Source organism: Pseudoalteromonas tunicata, assembly GCF_002310815.1.
Taxonomy (GTDB): Bacteria; Pseudomonadota; Gammaproteobacteria; order Enterobacterales; family Alteromonadaceae; genus Pseudoalteromonas; species Pseudoalteromonas tunicata.
Genome location: NZ_CP011032.1, coordinates 2,569,155 through 2,585,453, shown reverse-complemented (window position 1 = coordinate 2,585,453; position 16,299 = coordinate 2,569,155). Strand labels below are relative to the sequence as shown.

Sequence of the window (16,299 nt, the reverse complement as noted above, 5' to 3'; positions counted from 1 at the left end):
GCTATTTTGGCGGAAAGTTAGCCAAAATGGTTGCTACAGTTTTTTCTATTGCTAGTGTGCGTTGCTCAGGCGTTTGGTTTTTCTTTAAACGACCTTCTTTTGCCCCGCGCCAGATCAGTTGATTCGTACCGCGATCGATTACATCAATAACCAAGGTTCCCACTTCGTAATTTTGGGTGTGTGTTTGATTTTGAATGCCAAAGCCCCAGTTATCCCAGCGTGCATTATAACCTGTGGTAAACGTATCGATCTCTATTTTGCTATCAACCGAAGCATGGTAGTTAATTAATACATCTGCTTGTTCAATCGCCACTTGTTGTAAACCTTGAGTGGTTAAAGTTGCATTCACTGCTTTTTGCACTCTTTGTTCCATCAGTGGGCTAATTTGGTAGTGAGTGGTATCTTTGGTTAAGCTTGCGTTGGGTAACCAAGCAAAGCTTTTGACATTTGAGAAGTTAGCCGATTTGTCATAATCCCAATCTGGGGTTTTTGCGCATGCAGTTAACATTAATAGGCAAAGTGAAACGTAAATGTGTTTCATAGTGGCTCCTTGAGTCCCTCAGTGATGATGATAGAAACATACCATAGAATTTAGGCGGTGTATCGATACTAGATTGATTTTACTGAATCTTCACTGACTATCTCATAACAACGATAAAAAAGAGGCAAGATGAACAGACAATGGCTCAATCAAGCAATTGAAAAAATAGAAGCGGATTACGTACGTTCTGCAGATACGCATTTGATATTATTACCTTTGGCATGTTTTCCTAATATTGATATTTATTTAAAAGACGAAAGCACTCATCCAACGGGATCATTGAAACATCGCTTAGCGCGGTCGTTATTTTTATATGCGTTGTGTAATGGTTGGATTGATCAAAATACCACCATAATAGAGTCATCATCAGGCTCAACCGCTGTATCAGAAGCGTATTTTGCACGTTTATTAGGACTTAAGTTTATTGCAGTAATGGCCAAAACCACTGCGGCGGAAAAAATAAAACAGATTGAATTTTATGGTGGCCAATGTCATCTCGTTGAAAATACAAGTTTAATTTATCAAGAGTCGGCAATGTTAGCGGCTAAGTTAAATGGCCATTATATGGACCAATTTACCTATGCTGAGCGTGCAACAGATTGGCGAGGCAATAACAATATCGCAACTAGCATTATTGAGCAGATGAAAAAAGAACGATTTCCAGAACCAAGTTGGGTAGTCATGAGTCCAGGCACTGGCGGTACATCCGCAACGATTGGGCGCTATTTACGCTATCAAAACCTTGCAACGCAGTTGCTGGTGGTCGACCCTACACATTCTGTTTTTTATGATTATTATCAGAGTTTAAACCCCGCCTTAATCTCTAAGAATGCCAGTAAAATAGAAGGCATAGGTCGCCCGCGCGTCGAGCCTTCATTTGTACCTGGAGTGATTGATGACATGCTTAAAGTGCCAGACGCACAAAGCCTTGCAGCCATGCATTGGTTAACGCAGCAATTAGGCCGAAAAGTGGGGCCATCAACGGGCACTAATATGGTTGGAGTACTCGAAGTCGCTAAACGCATGCAAGCGGCAGGTCAGTCTGGCTCAATTGTGACCTTGATTTGTGATAGTGGCGAGCGCTATTTAAACACTTATTATAATTGCGACTGGGTAAACGAAAATATTGGCTTGGACTTATCTTATCGTGATTATTTAAAAACAATCAGCTAATTGAACTGATTTAGTTTTGACAGCCTATCAATTATGGGATAATTGTCAGTCTAAATAGCAAATGTATCGTTTGCCAATACAAAAATAACAACGAGATAATAATGCAAGATTCTATTTATACACTGGTGCCGCCTTTGGTGGCTATATTGGTCGCGATATGGCGAAAAAATGCGATTGAAGCGCTCGCTGTTGGTTTATTATTAACCGGTCTCATGCAAATGAATTTTGCACCGATAGAGGGCGTGGTGGCATCAGGCTCGGTTTTACTGAGCGTATTTCAGGGTGTATCAAATCAACGAATTATTATTTTTAGTTTATTAATTGGTGCCTTATTGATGTTGATAAAACATTCAGGGGGTGTCAATGCGTTTATCAGTTCTCTCAATGAGCGTAATTTAGTTAAAAATCAGCGCCAAGCCAGTTTGTTACCGAGTTTAATTGGCACCTCGATTTTTACCGACTCAAATTTAAGTATGTTTACCGCAGGAATTGCGAGCCAAAATTTATTTGATAAATTTGGTTTATCTCGCGCCCGCCTAGCATTTTTAATTGATTCAACTTGTTCACCGGTGAGCATTTTATTTTTAATTAACGGGTGGGGCGCTTATGTGCTGGGTTTACTTGATGGGTATCAATTAACAGATACAGTCGGAATCTTAATAGAAACAATCGCATATAATTTTTATCCGATTATTGTATTGATCATGGTTTATTATACTGCGGTAACTAATAAAGTGTATGGTCCACTAAAATATGCCAGCTCTAAAATAGTAGAGACAAGTGAACAGCAGGTAATCTCCAATGGTAAAGCACGTTATATGTTAGTGCCTATGGTATTAATCGTGCTCGTGACATTGTTATTGCTTTACATTACAGGAGAAGGTGATTTACGCCGCGGTAGTGGCTCATTTGCTGTTATGTGGGCGGTTATTTTCTCATTTTTAATATTATGCGTGATGTTGCTTTTAGATAAAGTATTTAACATTAAACAAATAGTACAGCATAGCGTTACAGGGATTAAAAACTTATTACCCGCAGTGATTGTATTAGTGTTAAGTTTTGCTTTTGGTGATGCGGTTAAAGCGTTTGGTACCGGTACTTATGTCAGCGGTATAATGTCGGTTGAAGTGGCACAAATTGGCTTAGCCCCATTATTGTTTATAACCGCAGGAATTATGGCATTTGCAACTGGTACCTCTTGGGGGACGTTTGCCATATTAATCCCAATTGCGGTGCCGCTTTCAATCGAAACTGGCTTACCGCCTGCTTTTTTGGTTGCAGCTGTGCTAGGTGGTGGAGTATTTGGTGATCATTCTTCACCTATTTCTGATAGTACGATTGTGGCCTCAATAGCCAGTGGGTGTGAGCATCTAGAACATGTTAAAACCCAATTGCCTTATACTCTTGTTGCAGGTTTAATTACAATTTGCTTATATATAGTGACAGCTGTGATACTTTTTTAAATGAATTAATTTCAATATAGTATTTTAGCGATTAATTCACTATTATTTATTTTTTGGCTATCTTATACTTACTTAAATATTTTATTGGGTTTAAATTAATATGAAAGACATTAAATCATTTATTAAAGAAGCAAGTTTTTCTGATTTAGAAAAAGCAAAAGTGTTAATCGAAGCTGCACTTAATGAGCGTCAAGCTCAAGAAACTGCAAAACAAGAGGTATTAGCATTATTAAAAGAAAAAGGCTTAACGCTTGATGATTTAGTGGAAAATAACTCAGCCGATAAACGCGCTAAAGTTCAAGCTAAATATCGTATTACGCGTGATGGTGAAACGTTTGAGTGGTCTGGTCGTGGTAAGCGTCCAAAAGCATTTGAAGGTGTTCTTTTAGAACAATATTTAGCAAACTAATAATGAGTTTGTAAGTAATAAAAAAGGAGCTTAACGCTCCTTTTTTGTTGCTCATTTAACCTTAGTTCTGGCTAGTGATTTTTAAGGGTAATAATGAAGATTGACGCGTCAATGGCTGGTCTATTACACGTTAATCCAGCGCAGTTAGCATTGAAGATAACTGCCTGAGATTGATTTATTATCCAGCATGAGGTTATTTAATCTATTACGGAAAAGAATATCGTATAATGCGTTTTAGAACTTGGCTATATTGTCTAAAAAACGATCCGGTATTATAAGCGATACCATGTTGTTTAAATATTGCTTGCACCTGTGGCGCCACTTCTTGATACCGTGAAGAAGGTAAGTCAGGAAATAAATGGTGCTCTATTTGAAAACTTAAATGCCCAGTTAATAAGTGAAATAACGTATTCCCTTTAATATTTGATGAGCCTAATGCTTGGCGATAGTACCATTGCCCTTGGCTTTCATTTTCACAGTCTTTAGCGTTAAACGTATGTACGTCACTGGTAAAATGACCACAAAATATAATGGTTGAAGTCCATACATTGCGCAATAAATTAGCGACTAAATTACCGCTTAATACCCATAAAAATAATGGCCCTGCTAAGGCTGGAAACAGTAAGTAATCTTTAAATAACTGTTTTGCTCCTTTACTAAAAAAAGCACGTTTTAATGCATTTGGGTCGATTTTTGACGTTCTCTGTTGTTTCTTTCTACCCATAAACACTCGCTCGGCTGCAAGTTCATGATATGAAACACCCCATTGGAATAATAAACTTAAATTAATATAAGTAAGAAACTGCCAAAGATTTTTTAATCGCCATCTAAAATCGTTTGATAAACGCAGCAGTCCATAACCAAAATCACGGTCTTTACCAATAATATTGGTATAAGTATGGTGTTCGTAATTATGAATACGCTGCCAACTTTTACCATCACAGGCAATATCCCATTCGAATTGGCGCGAATTAATATGAGGGTCGTTCATCCAATCGTATTGGCCATGCATTACGTTATGACCAATTTCCATATTATCGAGGATTTTTGCGATTGCGAGACTAAGTACACCAATTACCCAGTAAATAGGCTGTAAGAAACCAAGCATCAGTAAAATTCGACCCGTCCATTCTAGGATTCGCTGATAAGCGATCACTTTTCGGATATGCATCGCATCTAAAGTGCCCACTTTAGCCAAAGTGGTTTGTTTGAGAGCGTCTAACTGCTCACCTAGGGTTTTAAAATCAGGCGTATTCATGTTTTATAATTCCAATTCTAAAGGTGTAATTGCTTGGCTAATGCATAACTGAATAAGTTGCTCACCTGTATCAGATTGCTCACCGGTCCGTAGGTTTTTAACAATGCCGCATTTTTTAATACATTGACATTGATGGCAGACGCCAATGCGACAACCAAAATTTGGCGACAGACCTTGTTGTTCTAAACCATTTAATAGGTTTTCATTACCTGTTAGTAATAACTCGGTAACTTGACCATGACGTAAAACAGTTACTTGTTGAATATCTGCATTATTTTCGTTACTTAATGGCGTCTGAAAAAACTCCGCCTGACGATTTAAACTAAGATGACCAAAGTGATTGAGTACAGCGTCAACATCTTGTTTAAACTGCTGTGGTCCACAAATAAGCACTTGGCTTGTGGGCATGACATTTTTGAGTGCACTTGCTAAAGAGTCGCCTTGTTTTCGTACTAAAAACATCACGTTTAACCGTGGAATAAAGCGCTTAAGTTCAGTGAGTTCATCAATAAATAAATGTTCTCCTTGTTTAGCAAAGTAACACAGGTAAATGTTTTGCGTTCGAATATGATCCCGTTCAGCTAGCGTATGTAACATAGCCATAAATGGGGTGATCCCAGAACCTGCGGCAATGAAAAATAACTCATCTGTGCTGTTTGGTTCACACGAAGGCAGTAAAAATTCACCCATAGGTTCAGATAGATTTACAAAGTCACCTACAGCAAGCTCGTTTGCAAGTTGGCTGGTAAACGCGCCATTTTTTGCAGTTTTAATGGTTAATCTAATGTGATTTCCGCGTTCAGCTTGGCCTTGCGAAGACGAAATGGAAAATGTGCGAGTCATTAAGCGGCCATTAAATTGACAGCTTAACAAAACATGCTGGCCAGCTTGATGGCTTGGCCATGACCGCTCTGGTCTAAGCTCTAAACTTATGCAGTTGGCAGGTAACGTAATGATTTTAATCACTTTGGCACGATAAAATCCAGCACGCCATGCTGGTTTAAATTGTTGTACCAAAGGCTCAAGATAGCCTTTAAAGGACTCTGTATGCAGCAATAGATGCGCAGCTTTATTGATTACTTTCTCTAATAATTTCATTTTGAGCGTACAAGTGTTAGCTTAAATTTCAGCGCACAAGTGTACGTCGAAATTTTTAAATTTCAAGAGGGTTAGTGCAAATACTCAAAATAGTAATGTGTTGATAAATTGAGCAGTCAAAAGTTTACTTATTTCTTTAGAAGGGGAGAGTAGGAGTTGTAATGCTGATTTTTACCGCAGTTGAGTTATCGCCATAAAGTGCTCTTTAGCCAGCATGGAACATTCACTTACCTTTTTATTACATATCATGTTGAATCAGTGAACAGATAAATATAATCTTGATATCAATAAGATACCTTTTGTATTTACTGTACAACAATTGTTGCTGCCCGGCTTTATTTAATGTCAATAGTGGGATTTTTATGTCATATGAAATGTTAGTGGGTTTAAATGTGCTGGATGATGTTAAATATGAAGAATATCGCTCAGCGATGAAGCCTATTCTTGCAGACTATCAAGGTTATTTTGGTTATGACTTTAAAGTCTCTGAGGTATTAATTTCCCCCGATAATGCTGCGATAAATAGGGTCTTTACACTTAACTTTAGTAATAAAGGTCAAATGGAGGGCTTTTTCTCAGATCCTCAATATTTAGTCGTCAAAGAGCAATTTTTTATCGCATCCGTTGGCAGTGTCTCTATTATTTCTAGTTACGATAAAGCAGATTAATATAACAATTAATCTGCTTTATCGACAATTTGCTACCTCAACTAAAGTTCGAGATCTTGATAGTTGTAATAAATAAAATAAGGAATAAATGTGCAAGTTGAAGATATAAAAGTATTTATACCCAGTCAGGATTTTGCGCTTTCAAAAGCGTTTTATCTGGCAATGGGTTTTAGTATCATCTTTGAAACAGCTCAAGTCTGTGAGTTTGAAAATGGTGACTGCTCATTTTTATTACAAAACTTTTATCATGAAGGTTTAGCTAATAATTTAATGGTTCAATTGGTGGTAAGTTCAGTTGGAGATGTGCACAAAACGTTACAAAGTTTGACTGAGTTTGGCATTAAATTCAGTGAACCAGAAATAGTGCCTTGGGGTAACGTGTTGCATTTGTGGGGCCCGGCAGGTGAGCTTTGGCATATCACACAGTTTAGTGAGTCATCTTAAAGCTGATTTTACTATGTGATATTGATTCAACTTATTAAATGCACTTAGCCATTAGGTAAGCATCAACTAATATACCGTCTTTTAATGCATAGTTTTTAGCGGTGCCTTCGATAGTAAAACCATGCTTTTTATATAAAGCGAGTGCCGCTGCATTGTCGGTATATACTTCTAATTCAATGCGTTTAATACCCATCCAATTACAAGCTAAATCGATAAATGCGCTTAATAAGGCATCGCCTACGCCTTGTCCGCGCGCAGATTCACATACAATCATGCCAATATTACAAGCATGGCGACGTCGTGGATTACTAAAATTCTCAGCACCTAACTGACCAACAACATGGCCATTTTTTTCAGCGACAATACTAATGCAGTTATCAGGTAATTGGCTAAGGCGTTTAGTCCACTTTTCAATACTACTTAAAGGATGCTGTAAGGTATTGCTGTAACAGCTTTTTTGCGAAATGATTGAAAAAACAGCAACCGCATCATTAGCTGTACTATGGCGAATATGAATAGTCATTTTATTTCCTTTTAAATTAACTCGGTTAATCAGATTACCCTTAACAACTTATTGATAACAAATGAAATAAACTACTTCTTCAGATTAGTTATTTTTATCTATTTTAAGACGCGATATACTCAAGCAGTTCGTAATCAACGCACTCATAGGTAGCCTTATTTACACTCTTCGCCATTATCAACAAGAAGCGGTACAAAATACCCTGAGCCATTTTCGTAAAACCAGTGATGCGGCCGTGATTGTATTGCCGACAGGGGCGGGAAAGAGCTTAGTGATTGCTGAGCTTGCTCGGTTAGCGAAACGAAAAATTTTGGTTCTTGCACATGTTAAAGAGTTAGTTGAGCAAAATTGTGAGAAATACCAAAGCTATGGTTTAAAAGCGAGTATATTTTCAGCGGGTTTAAAACAAAAATCCCTTAAGGAACAAGTTACTTTTGGCAGTGTACAATCGCTTGGAGCTAATTTAGCACAACTTAATGAGCCTTATTCATTATTGATTATTGATGAGTGTCACCGAGTTGATAATACCGAGACCACACAATACAACAAAGTGATTTCCCAATTAAAAAGCCTTAACCCGGACTTAAAAGTATTGGGTTTAACTGCCACGCCTTACCGTTTAGGAATGGGTTGGATTTATCATCATCATTATCATGGTTTTGTAAGAGGCTCGAGCGAGAGCCCATTTGTAAAATGTATTTATGAATTGCCGCTGCGTTATATGATTAAAAACAAATTCTTAACGCCGCCCGAAGTACTTGATGCTGCTATTTGTCATTATGACTTTGCTGCCTTAGCGACAGATAGCTTTGGTCGAGTCAGTGGCAATGATTTAAACCAAATGCTTAAAGAAAACCAACGTGCGACTAAAGCTATCATTGAGCAAGTGATTGAACTGAGTAACGAGCGTCAAGGTGTGATGATTTTTGCAGCGACCGTTGAGCATGCTAAAGAAATTTTAAGCTATTTGGCTGAGCATAATGCGGTATTAGTGACGGGCGAAACCGATAATACAACCCGCGATAATATAGTGCGTGATTTTAAGGCACGTAAAATTAAATATTTGGTGAATGTATCAGTGCTTACAACGGGGTTTGATGCACCGCATGTTGATTTTATTGCGATTTTACGGCCAACAGAATCGGTGAGTTTATACCAACAAATTGTAGGTCGAGGTTTACGTTTAAGTCCGGGTAAAACCGACTGTTTAGTAATTGATTATGCCGGCAATGGCTTTGATTTATTTTACCCAGAGGTGGGGGCTAAAAAGCCATCGACAGATAGCGAGCCGGTGCAAGTGCTTTGCCCTGGTTGCGGTTTTGCCAATACATTTTGGGGTAAAACCGATGAGCAGGGTAAAGTGATAGAGCATTTTGGTCGCCGTTGCCAAGGACTTTTGCTTGATGATGAGACCGCGCAAAGTCAACAGTGCGATTATCGCTTTCGATTTAAAGAATGTGATAGCTGTGGCGCCGAAAACGACATCGCTGCACGTGTTTGCCATGCGTGTCAGGCATTATTGGTTGATCCCGATGATAAATTACGGGCAGCACTTAATTTAAAAGATGCTTTGGTGCTGCGTTGTTCGGGCATGACAATAGAGCCATTTGGCAGCGAGAAAGTAAAAATCACTTATTTTGATGAAGATGGTGCCAGTTGTGATGAAGTGTTTAATTTAGCTGTAAAGGCAGCCTGTTATATTTTTAATCAACAATTTGGTAAACGTGTTGCGCTAGGGAAAATTCCGAGCACATTTGCCAATGTGGCCGAAGTCTTAGCAGCAAAAGCGTTGTTAGCTCATCCGGACTTTGTCATTGCGCGTAAAGCAAAGTACGGCTGGAAAATTGCAGATAAAATTTTTGATTATCAAGGTGTATTTCGTAAGGCTTATCAAGAGCGATAAGCCTTATAGCCAATTAGCCTTCTAGCTCATCGCCTAAAATACCCCAACCATCGCCGTAGCCATTGAGTGGGTTTGCAATGCTTTCGATGTATTGCTCGGTTTGGCCCAATAACGTGTGCTCAGGCACCATGTTAACCGATGCAATCACTTCCCATACGCCAGTATCTGGGCATTTTTGTAACTGAGTTGCAGGCGCAAGTTCATCAGCAGCAATCGCTTTAATAAAGTCTTCAGCGTGCGGTTTTTGCTCAAATAAAATAAAAAAATCAACTGTATGAACTTGATTCAGATCTAAACCAGCGGCAGCCATATCGGCCAGTAATTGACCATTATCGTCATCAGGAAATTGCATTTAAGGTACTCATTAATTTGAAGTAACGCTATTGTCTTAGAATTTGTTGCAAATAAAAAGCACTAGCCAAAAAAATTGATTTATTTATTTTTAATAGGGTTACACTTTTCTACAATAAAGGGTCTTGTTGATAAAATTACTATGGTAAAATCATTCACTTATTTGTAGGTCCCCCTGACTTAAGGATACTCGCTTGTTACTACTGCGTTGGCTGCTGGTTTGTTTGTTTTGTGGCTCTGTTTTTGCTGCCTCTGAGCCGATTAATAAAATAGTTATTAAAGGAGTCGATTCCGCACTTGAAGATAATGTTCGCAGCTATTTGGCCGATACACTCGACGCTGAACCTTCGGCTTATCTTAAAACTCGAATTGAGCAACAAGCTGCACAAGCATTAAAAGCGCTTGGATATTATCAGCCGAATATTACAACTCAATTTATTAGTAATAAAAATAATACTCAGCTTGAGTTAACGATTGAGCCTAATGAGCCAACTCGTATTGCCAAACTCGATGTACAAATCATTGGTGAGGGTGCTGCAGATCCAGAATTGCAGGTAGTATTAACGTCGTTGCCGATTGCTCAAGGTGAAGTACTTAATCATAATCATTACAGTAGCGCTAAAAGTAAAATTGAAAGTTTACTGATGGATCTGGGGTATTTTGATGCCAAATGGCAGCAAAGCCAGTTGGCTGTCACCCTTGCAAATAATAGCGCCGAAGTGACTTTACTGCTCGATTCAGGTGTACGTTATGTATTTGGCCCAGTGCAAGTGCAAAGCGATACGCCCGCAGGTGAGTATATTCGCAGTTTGCAGCCTTTTGAAATGGGCGAGCCGTTTAAAGCGGGGCGCTTATCTGATTTTAATTTGAATTTATCAAATACCCCTTATTTTAATAGTGTGCGAGTGCACGCAGATGTTGTGCATCGTCAACAAGGTCAAGTGCCCGTTATTGTTGAAGTATTACATAAGCCAGCCAATAGCTATGAAGTAGGCGGTGGGTTTTCAACGGATTTAGGTGCAAAAGTTCGTTTTAAATGGACAAAACCTTGGTATGGCAAAGAAGGCCATTACATGGATAGTGATATTGAAGCATCTGAAATGCAGCAAGAGTTGCGTTTTTCTTATACGGTGCCGGTTGATAATCCTATTGATGATGTTTGGCGTTTTGTTGCAGGTTATAAACATGAAGAAAATAGCGACATCGATAAATACAGTCGCAAAATCACCACTCAAGCACAGCGCCAGTGGTTAACATCGCATAAATGGATCCGCACAGCCTTTCTTAAATATGAACGTGAAGATTATCATTTGGGCGATCAAGACGATACGACGCAAATGCTTTTGCCTGGGATAAGTTATGCCCGAAAACAAGCAAAAGGTGGCATGACACCCTATTGGGGGCAGTCGTGGAATGTATCGGCAGAATTTGCGAGCCAAAAATTTGTTTCGAGTACTGATATTTTTAAAGTTCGAGTTCAAACCGCGTGGCTTAGGACATTAGATACTCGCCATTTATTTTTCATGCGTGCCACATTAGGCGCTATTTTGGTTGATGATATTAGCAGTGTGCCATTGTCGATGCGGTTTTTTGCCGGTGGCGACCAAAGTATTCGTGGATTTAAATATGAAGCAATTTCACCGTTAGAAGCTGGTGAGCGGGTTGGGGGTCGTTACTTAACAACAGGCACTTTGGAATATAATTATCAATTTTCTGAGCAGTGGCGTGCCGCTTTATTTGTTGACGGTGGTACTGCAACAAACGATTTTAGTGAGGCGTTGTCTGTTGGCGCTGGTATTGGTTTACGCTGGTTAACCCCGGTTGGGCCAATTCGTTTTGATACTGCTTGGGCGCTTAGCGACCCACAGCATCCTGCGCGATTAAGCATTACTATAGGGCCAGAATTATGATCCGTTTAATTTTTCGTCGGATCAGGTATTGGTTACTTTGGCCGCTGATAGTGATCCTCACCGTACTTTTTTGTATTCTGTTTACTATTCCGGGTAACCAACTTATCGCATGGACTGCAAATCAATTTGTACCCGGTTTAAATATTCGTTTAGGGGAGACGCGTTTTTATGACGACAAACCTTTTTCTGTCTCCTATCAACAAGGCGAAACTCAGTTAGCACTGCATGATATATCGTTAAACCTTAATTGGTATTGCCGTGGTATTTGTATCGATAGCTTGAAGGTCAAGCAAGTGCAATTAATACTGGGTGATGTTAAGCCAAGTGATGAAGTGGCAACGCCACTAAGCACTCTTGTGGTGGGCAGCGAAAATGTATTAATGACATTACCACTGCGTTTTATATTAACCCGCTTTGAAATGGCTGAACTTGAAGTGCAGTTAGGGTTACATCAACATCTAAGTGCTCGTAATGTCCGCTTATCAATAGAAGGCGAGCAAAGCCAAATTGCGCTTCATGCTCTTAAGATTGATTCAGTACACTTTAATGATCAGCGTATTGCAGCTGTTGAATCTAAGGTTGCGCTTACTGAGTTACCACCTTTACCTCGTTTTGAGATCTACAGCCCAGTCAATCTCATCATCGATGAGATTTTAATCGGTAAAGTTACGCTTACTCAACAACAAACCAGCCAAGTGATCGAAGAGATTAAACTAAGCGCTCGGCTTTTTGGCAGTGAGCTTAACATTACGCAATTGAGCGCTAACAGCAATGGCGCTGCATTGGCAGTAAATGGCCAAGCCCAGTTAGCGCAGCAAAATACAATTGCTTTGACCAGTAATGTCAGTTACCAGCAAGAACAAACAGAACTTAAACTGGAAGGGCCGCTAAATGCATTGCACATCATGCTGACAAACAAAGGCATTTATCCCTTCGATTTGAGTGGCAATATTGATCTTTGGAGCACAAATTTTCCTTTTAATCTTAACGCGCAACTAGCCAATTGGCAGCTAGTAAATAATACCGACACAATTGCTTTACATCAGGTTAAGCTCGCACTTAATGGAGATGCAAATGACTATGTAATTGATTTACAAGCAAGTAGTCAGTTTAATGCTTTTTCAGCTATTAGTAGCCAACTCCATGCAAAAGGCGGGTTAACGCAATTAAATGTGATTAGCGCAATGCTGAGCAGTGCTAAAAGCCAGTTGCAACTCAGTAGTATGATTAAATGGGCTGATGGATTAAACGTTGAGGCGAAAGCTGATATTAAACAACTTGATATGAGTGAAATCTCAACAGCATACCGCAGCAATTTAAACGGAAACCTTGCATTCTCGTTGCACCAGCAAGGCCAAGGCTGGCAAGTTAAATTGCCATCGTTACAGCTGCAAGGCGATGTAAACGACATCCCTCTTACGCTTAAAGGCCAATTATCTTTAGATAATGAATTCAATGGTGTAATAAAAACCTTGCAGTTAAACAGCGGCGAAAACTTTGTCAAACTAGCAGGTAAAATTAATCAAAACTGGGATTTAAATGGGCAATTAAAGCTCAGTAATGCGGTACAAATTTCACCGTCACTGAGCGGTGTGGCTAACGCTGACTTTAGTATTAAAGGTAAGCGAGCCACTCCGATTGCTAACTGGCAATTAGCGATTAATGGCCTGACTTTACCGCAAGTCGTGATTGAAAACATTACCAGTGTTGGCAAACTTGATGTTGCCAACCAGTTTGATACGCAAATGAGTTTAAGTGCAGCCAATATTATCGCATTTGATAAAACCTTACGTTCATTAACGTTTGATGCCAAAGGCAATAAAACTAAGCAAACTGCGAATTTGCAGCTTGATTCTGACTGGTTAACAAGTGGATTTAGCTTGGCATCGTCTCTTGATGGCGAACTTTGGCAGGGCGCACTCACAGATTTTTTTATTTCAGATAATGTAAAACGTTTTACGGTTGATCAACCTTTAGCTTTTGCACTTAATTGGCAAAAACAAGCGATAAATTTAGCGCCCCATTGCTGGCTTTCGCATTATTCTAAGCTCTGTGTTGAGCGTTTAGCCCTAGATCCGCAAAATGGGGATGTAGGGCTTCGACTTTCTGAATTTAATTTGCATTCTATCGATCATCTTCTACCTGCCGAGCTGGTTGCCAAAGGAATTTTTACTGGGGCAGTCGATGCGCAGTGGCAGCAACGAGCGCTGAGCCGTTTAGTGGCAAAATTAACCAGTTCTGAGTTTGCTTTAACGCTGCACCAAGGTGAGCAGCAGTTTGTATTACCCTTTGAACAAAGTGAAATTAATGTACAGGCAGATGCAACCACCGCGCAGTTAGACTTATTGCTTGAGTCTGCGTTACTTGGGCAATTAAAATCTGAGTTAGTTGTCAGTGATTTAGCCAATCAGCGTGCACTTTTGGGAAGTCTAAGCCTGAGTGAAACACAGTTAGTTAATTTTAAACCTTTTTTAAAACAGTTTGAGCAGCTTTCAGGTGCAGTCAAAGCTAATGTGAATATTGCCGGAACGCTACAAGCTCCACAATTAACAGGTCAAATTGAAGCGACAGAAATCGTGCTTTCTGGCGCGCAATTACCTATAGCATTAAAAGAGACCAACCTTGCGTTAGTGTTTGATCAACAACAAGCTTTGCTGCAAGGAAATTTAAAAGACAGTAATGGTGGCTTCGCAGATATTCATGGGTTACTCAATTGGCAACATGCCGATTTACTTGCGTCGTTAGACATTAAAGGTGAGCAAATCAGCTTAAAACCACAAACAGGCGTTAAGGTGAAGTTAAGCCCAGACTTGAAATTAACCTATGAAGATCAGTTGCTCAATATTGAAGGGCAAGTTGTGCTGCCATATGGGCGCATCAAAATGAAATCACTCCCTGTTGGTGCGGTGCAAGTCAGTGATGATGAAGTGATTGTTGATGCCAAAATTAAAAGTAAAAAAGCGTTACCTTTTAATTACCTAATGAATGTTGCCTTGGTTGTAAAAGACGATGTGATTATTGATTCATTTGGGCTTTATTCAAAACTCGCAGGGCAACTAACACTTAAAAAAGCACAAAATACGCCCTTGTTAGTTGTCGGAGATATGAATTTAATTGATGGTAATTATCAAGCATTTTCCCAAGATTTACTGATAAAAACCGGTCAAATTGGTTTTAATGGTGCCATTGATAAACCGTATTTAAACATTAAAGCCATTCGCAATCCGGCAACAACCGCCGATGGCGTTATTGCAGGGATAAAGCTCAGTGGCCCAATAGAGACTCCGCAACTTGAGATATTTTCAGAGCCGAGTATGGATCAAGCGATGGCACTTTCTTATTTATTAAATGGCCGCCCAATTGGCGATGGTGATAGATCAAATGATGGATTATTAACCCAGATGCTGATCACTCAAGGTTTATCGCGCAGCCAAGGCATGGTGAACAAAATTGGTAAAGCGTTTGGCGTACAAGATATTGCGTTAGCATCAAAAGGCTCGGGTGATGAAACGAAAGTTGAGATCAGTGGTTATCTGTTGCCCGGAGTACAAGTACGTTACAGCATTGGTATATTTGACTCAATTACCGAAATTGCTGTGCGTTATCAAATCATGCCCCAGCTTTACATTGAAGCTACAAATGGGTTAAATAATGCTTTAGATATATTGTATAAATTTGACTGGGACTAAACATGCTAAGCATTGCTTGCAAACGGTTGATGTGGTGTATGTTTTTAGTTACTACTCCACTCCATGCAAATCAGAATGATGGCGAAATGGTGGTGCGTTTTTCGGCTCCGGCACACGATTATATTACTGAGTTAGTGGTATTGGCGCTGGATAAGTCGGGTCTTAAATATCGGTGTGAGACGACTAATAATGTTACAAGCCAAACCCGAGCTGTTCGTTTGTTAGGTGATGAAAACGGGATTGATTTATCTTGGCATGTCACCAGTAAACAGCTTGAACAACAAGCGCATGCAGTGCTTATTCCACTCGATAAAGGCTTGTTAGGTTACCGCATTGCCCTTGTTGCTGAAAAAAACAGAGCTATATTTCAAAATGTGCGTAGCCAATTTGATCTTGAGAGATTTAATTTTGGTTTAGGATTTGATTGGGCAGACTTAGCTATTTTTAGAGCTAATAATTTAATCACTACTGAAATAAGTGATGAAACAAAACAGCAAGATATGCTGAGACTTGGGCGTTTTGATGCCTTACCACTTAGCATATTAGAAATGGATGAAAGTAGCTTATTACCCGGATTGATTTATGAGCCTAATTTAGTGATCCAATATCCGGCCGCGACTTATTTTTTTGTCGCCAAAAATAACGATGTTTTACATCATGCTCTGACACTTGGTTTGACGTTAGCGCAGCAAGATGGCAGTTGGCAGCAATTATTTGATAAACACTTTAAATCATTGCTAAAAAAGGCAAATTTATCACAACGAAAAGTGATCAGATTAAAAAATCATTTATTACCAGCCAGTGCGCCGCTTGAACAAAAACAGTATTGGTACCCAAGTTCATAATGACGGTACTTGGCTTTAAATTAA

At 39.3% G+C, this 16,299-nt stretch carries 14 protein-coding genes; 9 read left to right on the top strand and 5 right to left on the bottom strand.

The window, feature by feature from the left end:
- Nucleotide 1: 1 nt before the first annotated feature.
- Nucleotides 2-541, bottom strand: coding sequence for a DUF4136 domain-containing protein (locus tag PTUN_RS11855; protein WP_040643626.1), 540 nt, complete (start codon nt 539-541; stop codon nt 2-4).
- Nucleotides 542-670: 129 nt separating this feature from the next.
- Between PTUN_RS11855 and PTUN_RS11850 the strand changes: the two genes are divergently transcribed.
- From PTUN_RS11850 to PTUN_RS11840, 3 genes are all read left to right on the top strand, one after another.
- On the top strand, nt 671-1,714 hold the full coding sequence (locus tag PTUN_RS11850) for a PLP-dependent cysteine synthase family protein (protein ID WP_009837143.1): 1,044 nt from the start codon (nt 671-673) through the stop codon (nt 1,712-1,714).
- 101 nt (nt 1,715-1,815) lie between these two features.
- Nucleotides 1,816-3,177, top strand: a complete 1,362-nt coding sequence (locus tag PTUN_RS11845; RefSeq protein ID WP_009837142.1) for a Na+/H+ antiporter NhaC family protein — start codon at nt 1,816-1,818, stop codon at nt 3,175-3,177.
- Between the two features lie 100 nt (nt 3,178-3,277).
- Nucleotides 3,278-3,586 (top strand): H-NS family nucleoid-associated regulatory protein, encoded by a 309-nt coding sequence (locus tag PTUN_RS11840; RefSeq protein ID WP_009837141.1) that lies wholly within the window; start codon nt 3,278-3,280, stop codon nt 3,584-3,586.
- Nucleotides 3,587-3,791: 205 nt separating this feature from the next.
- On the opposite strand, the gene PTUN_RS11835 is transcribed toward PTUN_RS11840, so the two are convergent.
- Complete coding sequence (locus PTUN_RS11835; RefSeq protein WP_009837140.1) at nt 3,792-4,844, bottom strand: fatty acid desaturase family protein; 1,053 nt, start codon at nt 4,842-4,844, stop codon at nt 3,792-3,794.
- A gap of 3 nt (nt 4,845-4,847) precedes the next feature.
- Nucleotides 4,848-5,942 (bottom strand): ferredoxin reductase, encoded by a 1,095-nt coding sequence (locus tag PTUN_RS11830; protein ID WP_009837139.1) that lies wholly within the window; start codon nt 5,940-5,942, stop codon nt 4,848-4,850.
- Nucleotides 5,943-6,304: 362 nt separating this feature from the next.
- Here PTUN_RS11830 and PTUN_RS11825 point away from each other — a divergent pair, with 362 nt between their 5' ends.
- Both PTUN_RS11825 and PTUN_RS11820 read left to right on the top strand, forming a co-directional pair.
- Nucleotides 6,305-6,610 (top strand): DUF1330 domain-containing protein, encoded by a 306-nt coding sequence (locus tag PTUN_RS11825; RefSeq protein ID WP_009837138.1) that lies wholly within the window; start codon nt 6,305-6,307, stop codon nt 6,608-6,610.
- A 90-nt stretch (nt 6,611-6,700) separates the two neighbouring features.
- Entirely contained in the window at nt 6,701-7,054 is a 354-nt protein-coding gene (locus PTUN_RS11820; protein ID WP_009837137.1) for a VOC family protein, read from the top strand.
- Between the two features lie 34 nt (nt 7,055-7,088).
- On the opposite strand, the gene PTUN_RS11815 is transcribed toward PTUN_RS11820, so the two are convergent.
- Complete coding sequence (locus tag PTUN_RS11815; RefSeq protein WP_009837136.1) at nt 7,089-7,577, bottom strand: GNAT family N-acetyltransferase; 489 nt, start codon at nt 7,575-7,577, stop codon at nt 7,089-7,091.
- Between the two features lie 145 nt (nt 7,578-7,722).
- Here PTUN_RS11815 and PTUN_RS11810 point away from each other — a divergent pair, with 145 nt between their 5' ends.
- A complete protein-coding gene (locus tag PTUN_RS11810) occupies nt 7,723-9,480 on the top strand; it encodes a DEAD/DEAH box helicase (RefSeq protein WP_040643625.1) in 1,758 nt (585 codons plus the stop codon).
- Between the two features lie 13 nt (nt 9,481-9,493).
- Here PTUN_RS11810 and PTUN_RS11805 read toward each other — a convergent pair whose 3' ends face one another.
- On the bottom strand, nt 9,494-9,832 hold the full coding sequence (locus tag PTUN_RS11805) for a ribonuclease E inhibitor RraB (protein WP_009837134.1): 339 nt from the start codon (nt 9,830-9,832) through the stop codon (nt 9,494-9,496).
- A 193-nt stretch (nt 9,833-10,025) separates the two neighbouring features.
- On the opposite strand from PTUN_RS11805, the gene PTUN_RS11800 reads away from it, so the two are divergent.
- From PTUN_RS11800 to PTUN_RS11790, 3 genes are read left to right on the top strand one after another with little or no spacing between them, the layout of a single operon-like run.
- Nucleotides 10,026-11,741, top strand: a complete 1,716-nt coding sequence (locus PTUN_RS11800) for an autotransporter assembly complex protein TamA (protein WP_009837133.1) — start codon at nt 10,026-10,028, stop codon at nt 11,739-11,741.
- On the top strand, nt 11,738-15,430 hold the full coding sequence (gene tamB / locus PTUN_RS11795; RefSeq protein WP_009837132.1) for an autotransporter assembly complex protein TamB: 3,693 nt from the start codon (nt 11,738-11,740) through the stop codon (nt 15,428-15,430). Before PTUN_RS11800 ends, tamB begins: the two co-directional genes overlap by 4 nt.
- 38 nt (nt 15,431-15,468) lie before the next feature.
- Nucleotides 15,469-16,275, top strand: a complete 807-nt coding sequence (locus tag PTUN_RS11790; protein WP_009837131.1) for a type 2 periplasmic-binding domain-containing protein — start codon at nt 15,469-15,471, stop codon at nt 16,273-16,275.
- The last annotated feature ends 24 nt before the right edge of the window (nt 16,276-16,299 follow it).

What these genes read in the sequence shown, in the direction of transcription:
- PTUN_RS11840 (WP_009837141.1), top strand. Translation starts at nt 3,278, where the DNA reads ATGAAAGACATTAAATCATTTATTAAAGAAGCAAGTTTTTCTGATTTA.
- PTUN_RS11845 (WP_009837142.1), top strand. Translation starts at nt 1,816, where the DNA reads ATGCAAGATTCTATTTATACACTGGTGCCGCCTTTGGTGGCTATATTG.
- PTUN_RS11815 (WP_009837136.1), bottom strand. Translation starts at nt 7,577, where the DNA reads ATGACTATTCATATTCGCCATAGTACAGCTAATGATGCGGTTGCTGTT.
- PTUN_RS11850 (WP_009837143.1), top strand. Translation starts at nt 671, where the DNA reads ATGAACAGACAATGGCTCAATCAAGCAATTGAAAAAATAGAAGCGGAT.
- PTUN_RS11855 (WP_040643626.1), bottom strand. Translation starts at nt 541, where the DNA reads ATGAAACACATTTACGTTTCACTTTGCCTATTAATGTTAACTGCATGC.
- PTUN_RS11830 (WP_009837139.1), bottom strand. Translation starts at nt 5,942, where the DNA reads ATGAAATTATTAGAGAAAGTAATCAATAAAGCTGCGCATCTATTGCTG.
- PTUN_RS11805 (WP_009837134.1), bottom strand. Translation starts at nt 9,832, where the DNA reads ATGCAATTTCCTGATGACGATAATGGTCAATTACTGGCCGATATGGCT.
- PTUN_RS11825 (WP_009837138.1), top strand. Translation starts at nt 6,305, where the DNA reads ATGTCATATGAAATGTTAGTGGGTTTAAATGTGCTGGATGATGTTAAA.
- PTUN_RS11790 (WP_009837131.1), top strand. Translation starts at nt 15,469, where the DNA reads ATGTTTTTAGTTACTACTCCACTCCATGCAAATCAGAATGATGGCGAA.
- PTUN_RS11835 (WP_009837140.1), bottom strand. Translation starts at nt 4,844, where the DNA reads ATGAATACGCCTGATTTTAAAACCCTAGGTGAGCAGTTAGACGCTCTC.
- tamB (WP_009837132.1), top strand. Translation starts at nt 11,738, where the DNA reads ATGATCCGTTTAATTTTTCGTCGGATCAGGTATTGGTTACTTTGGCCG.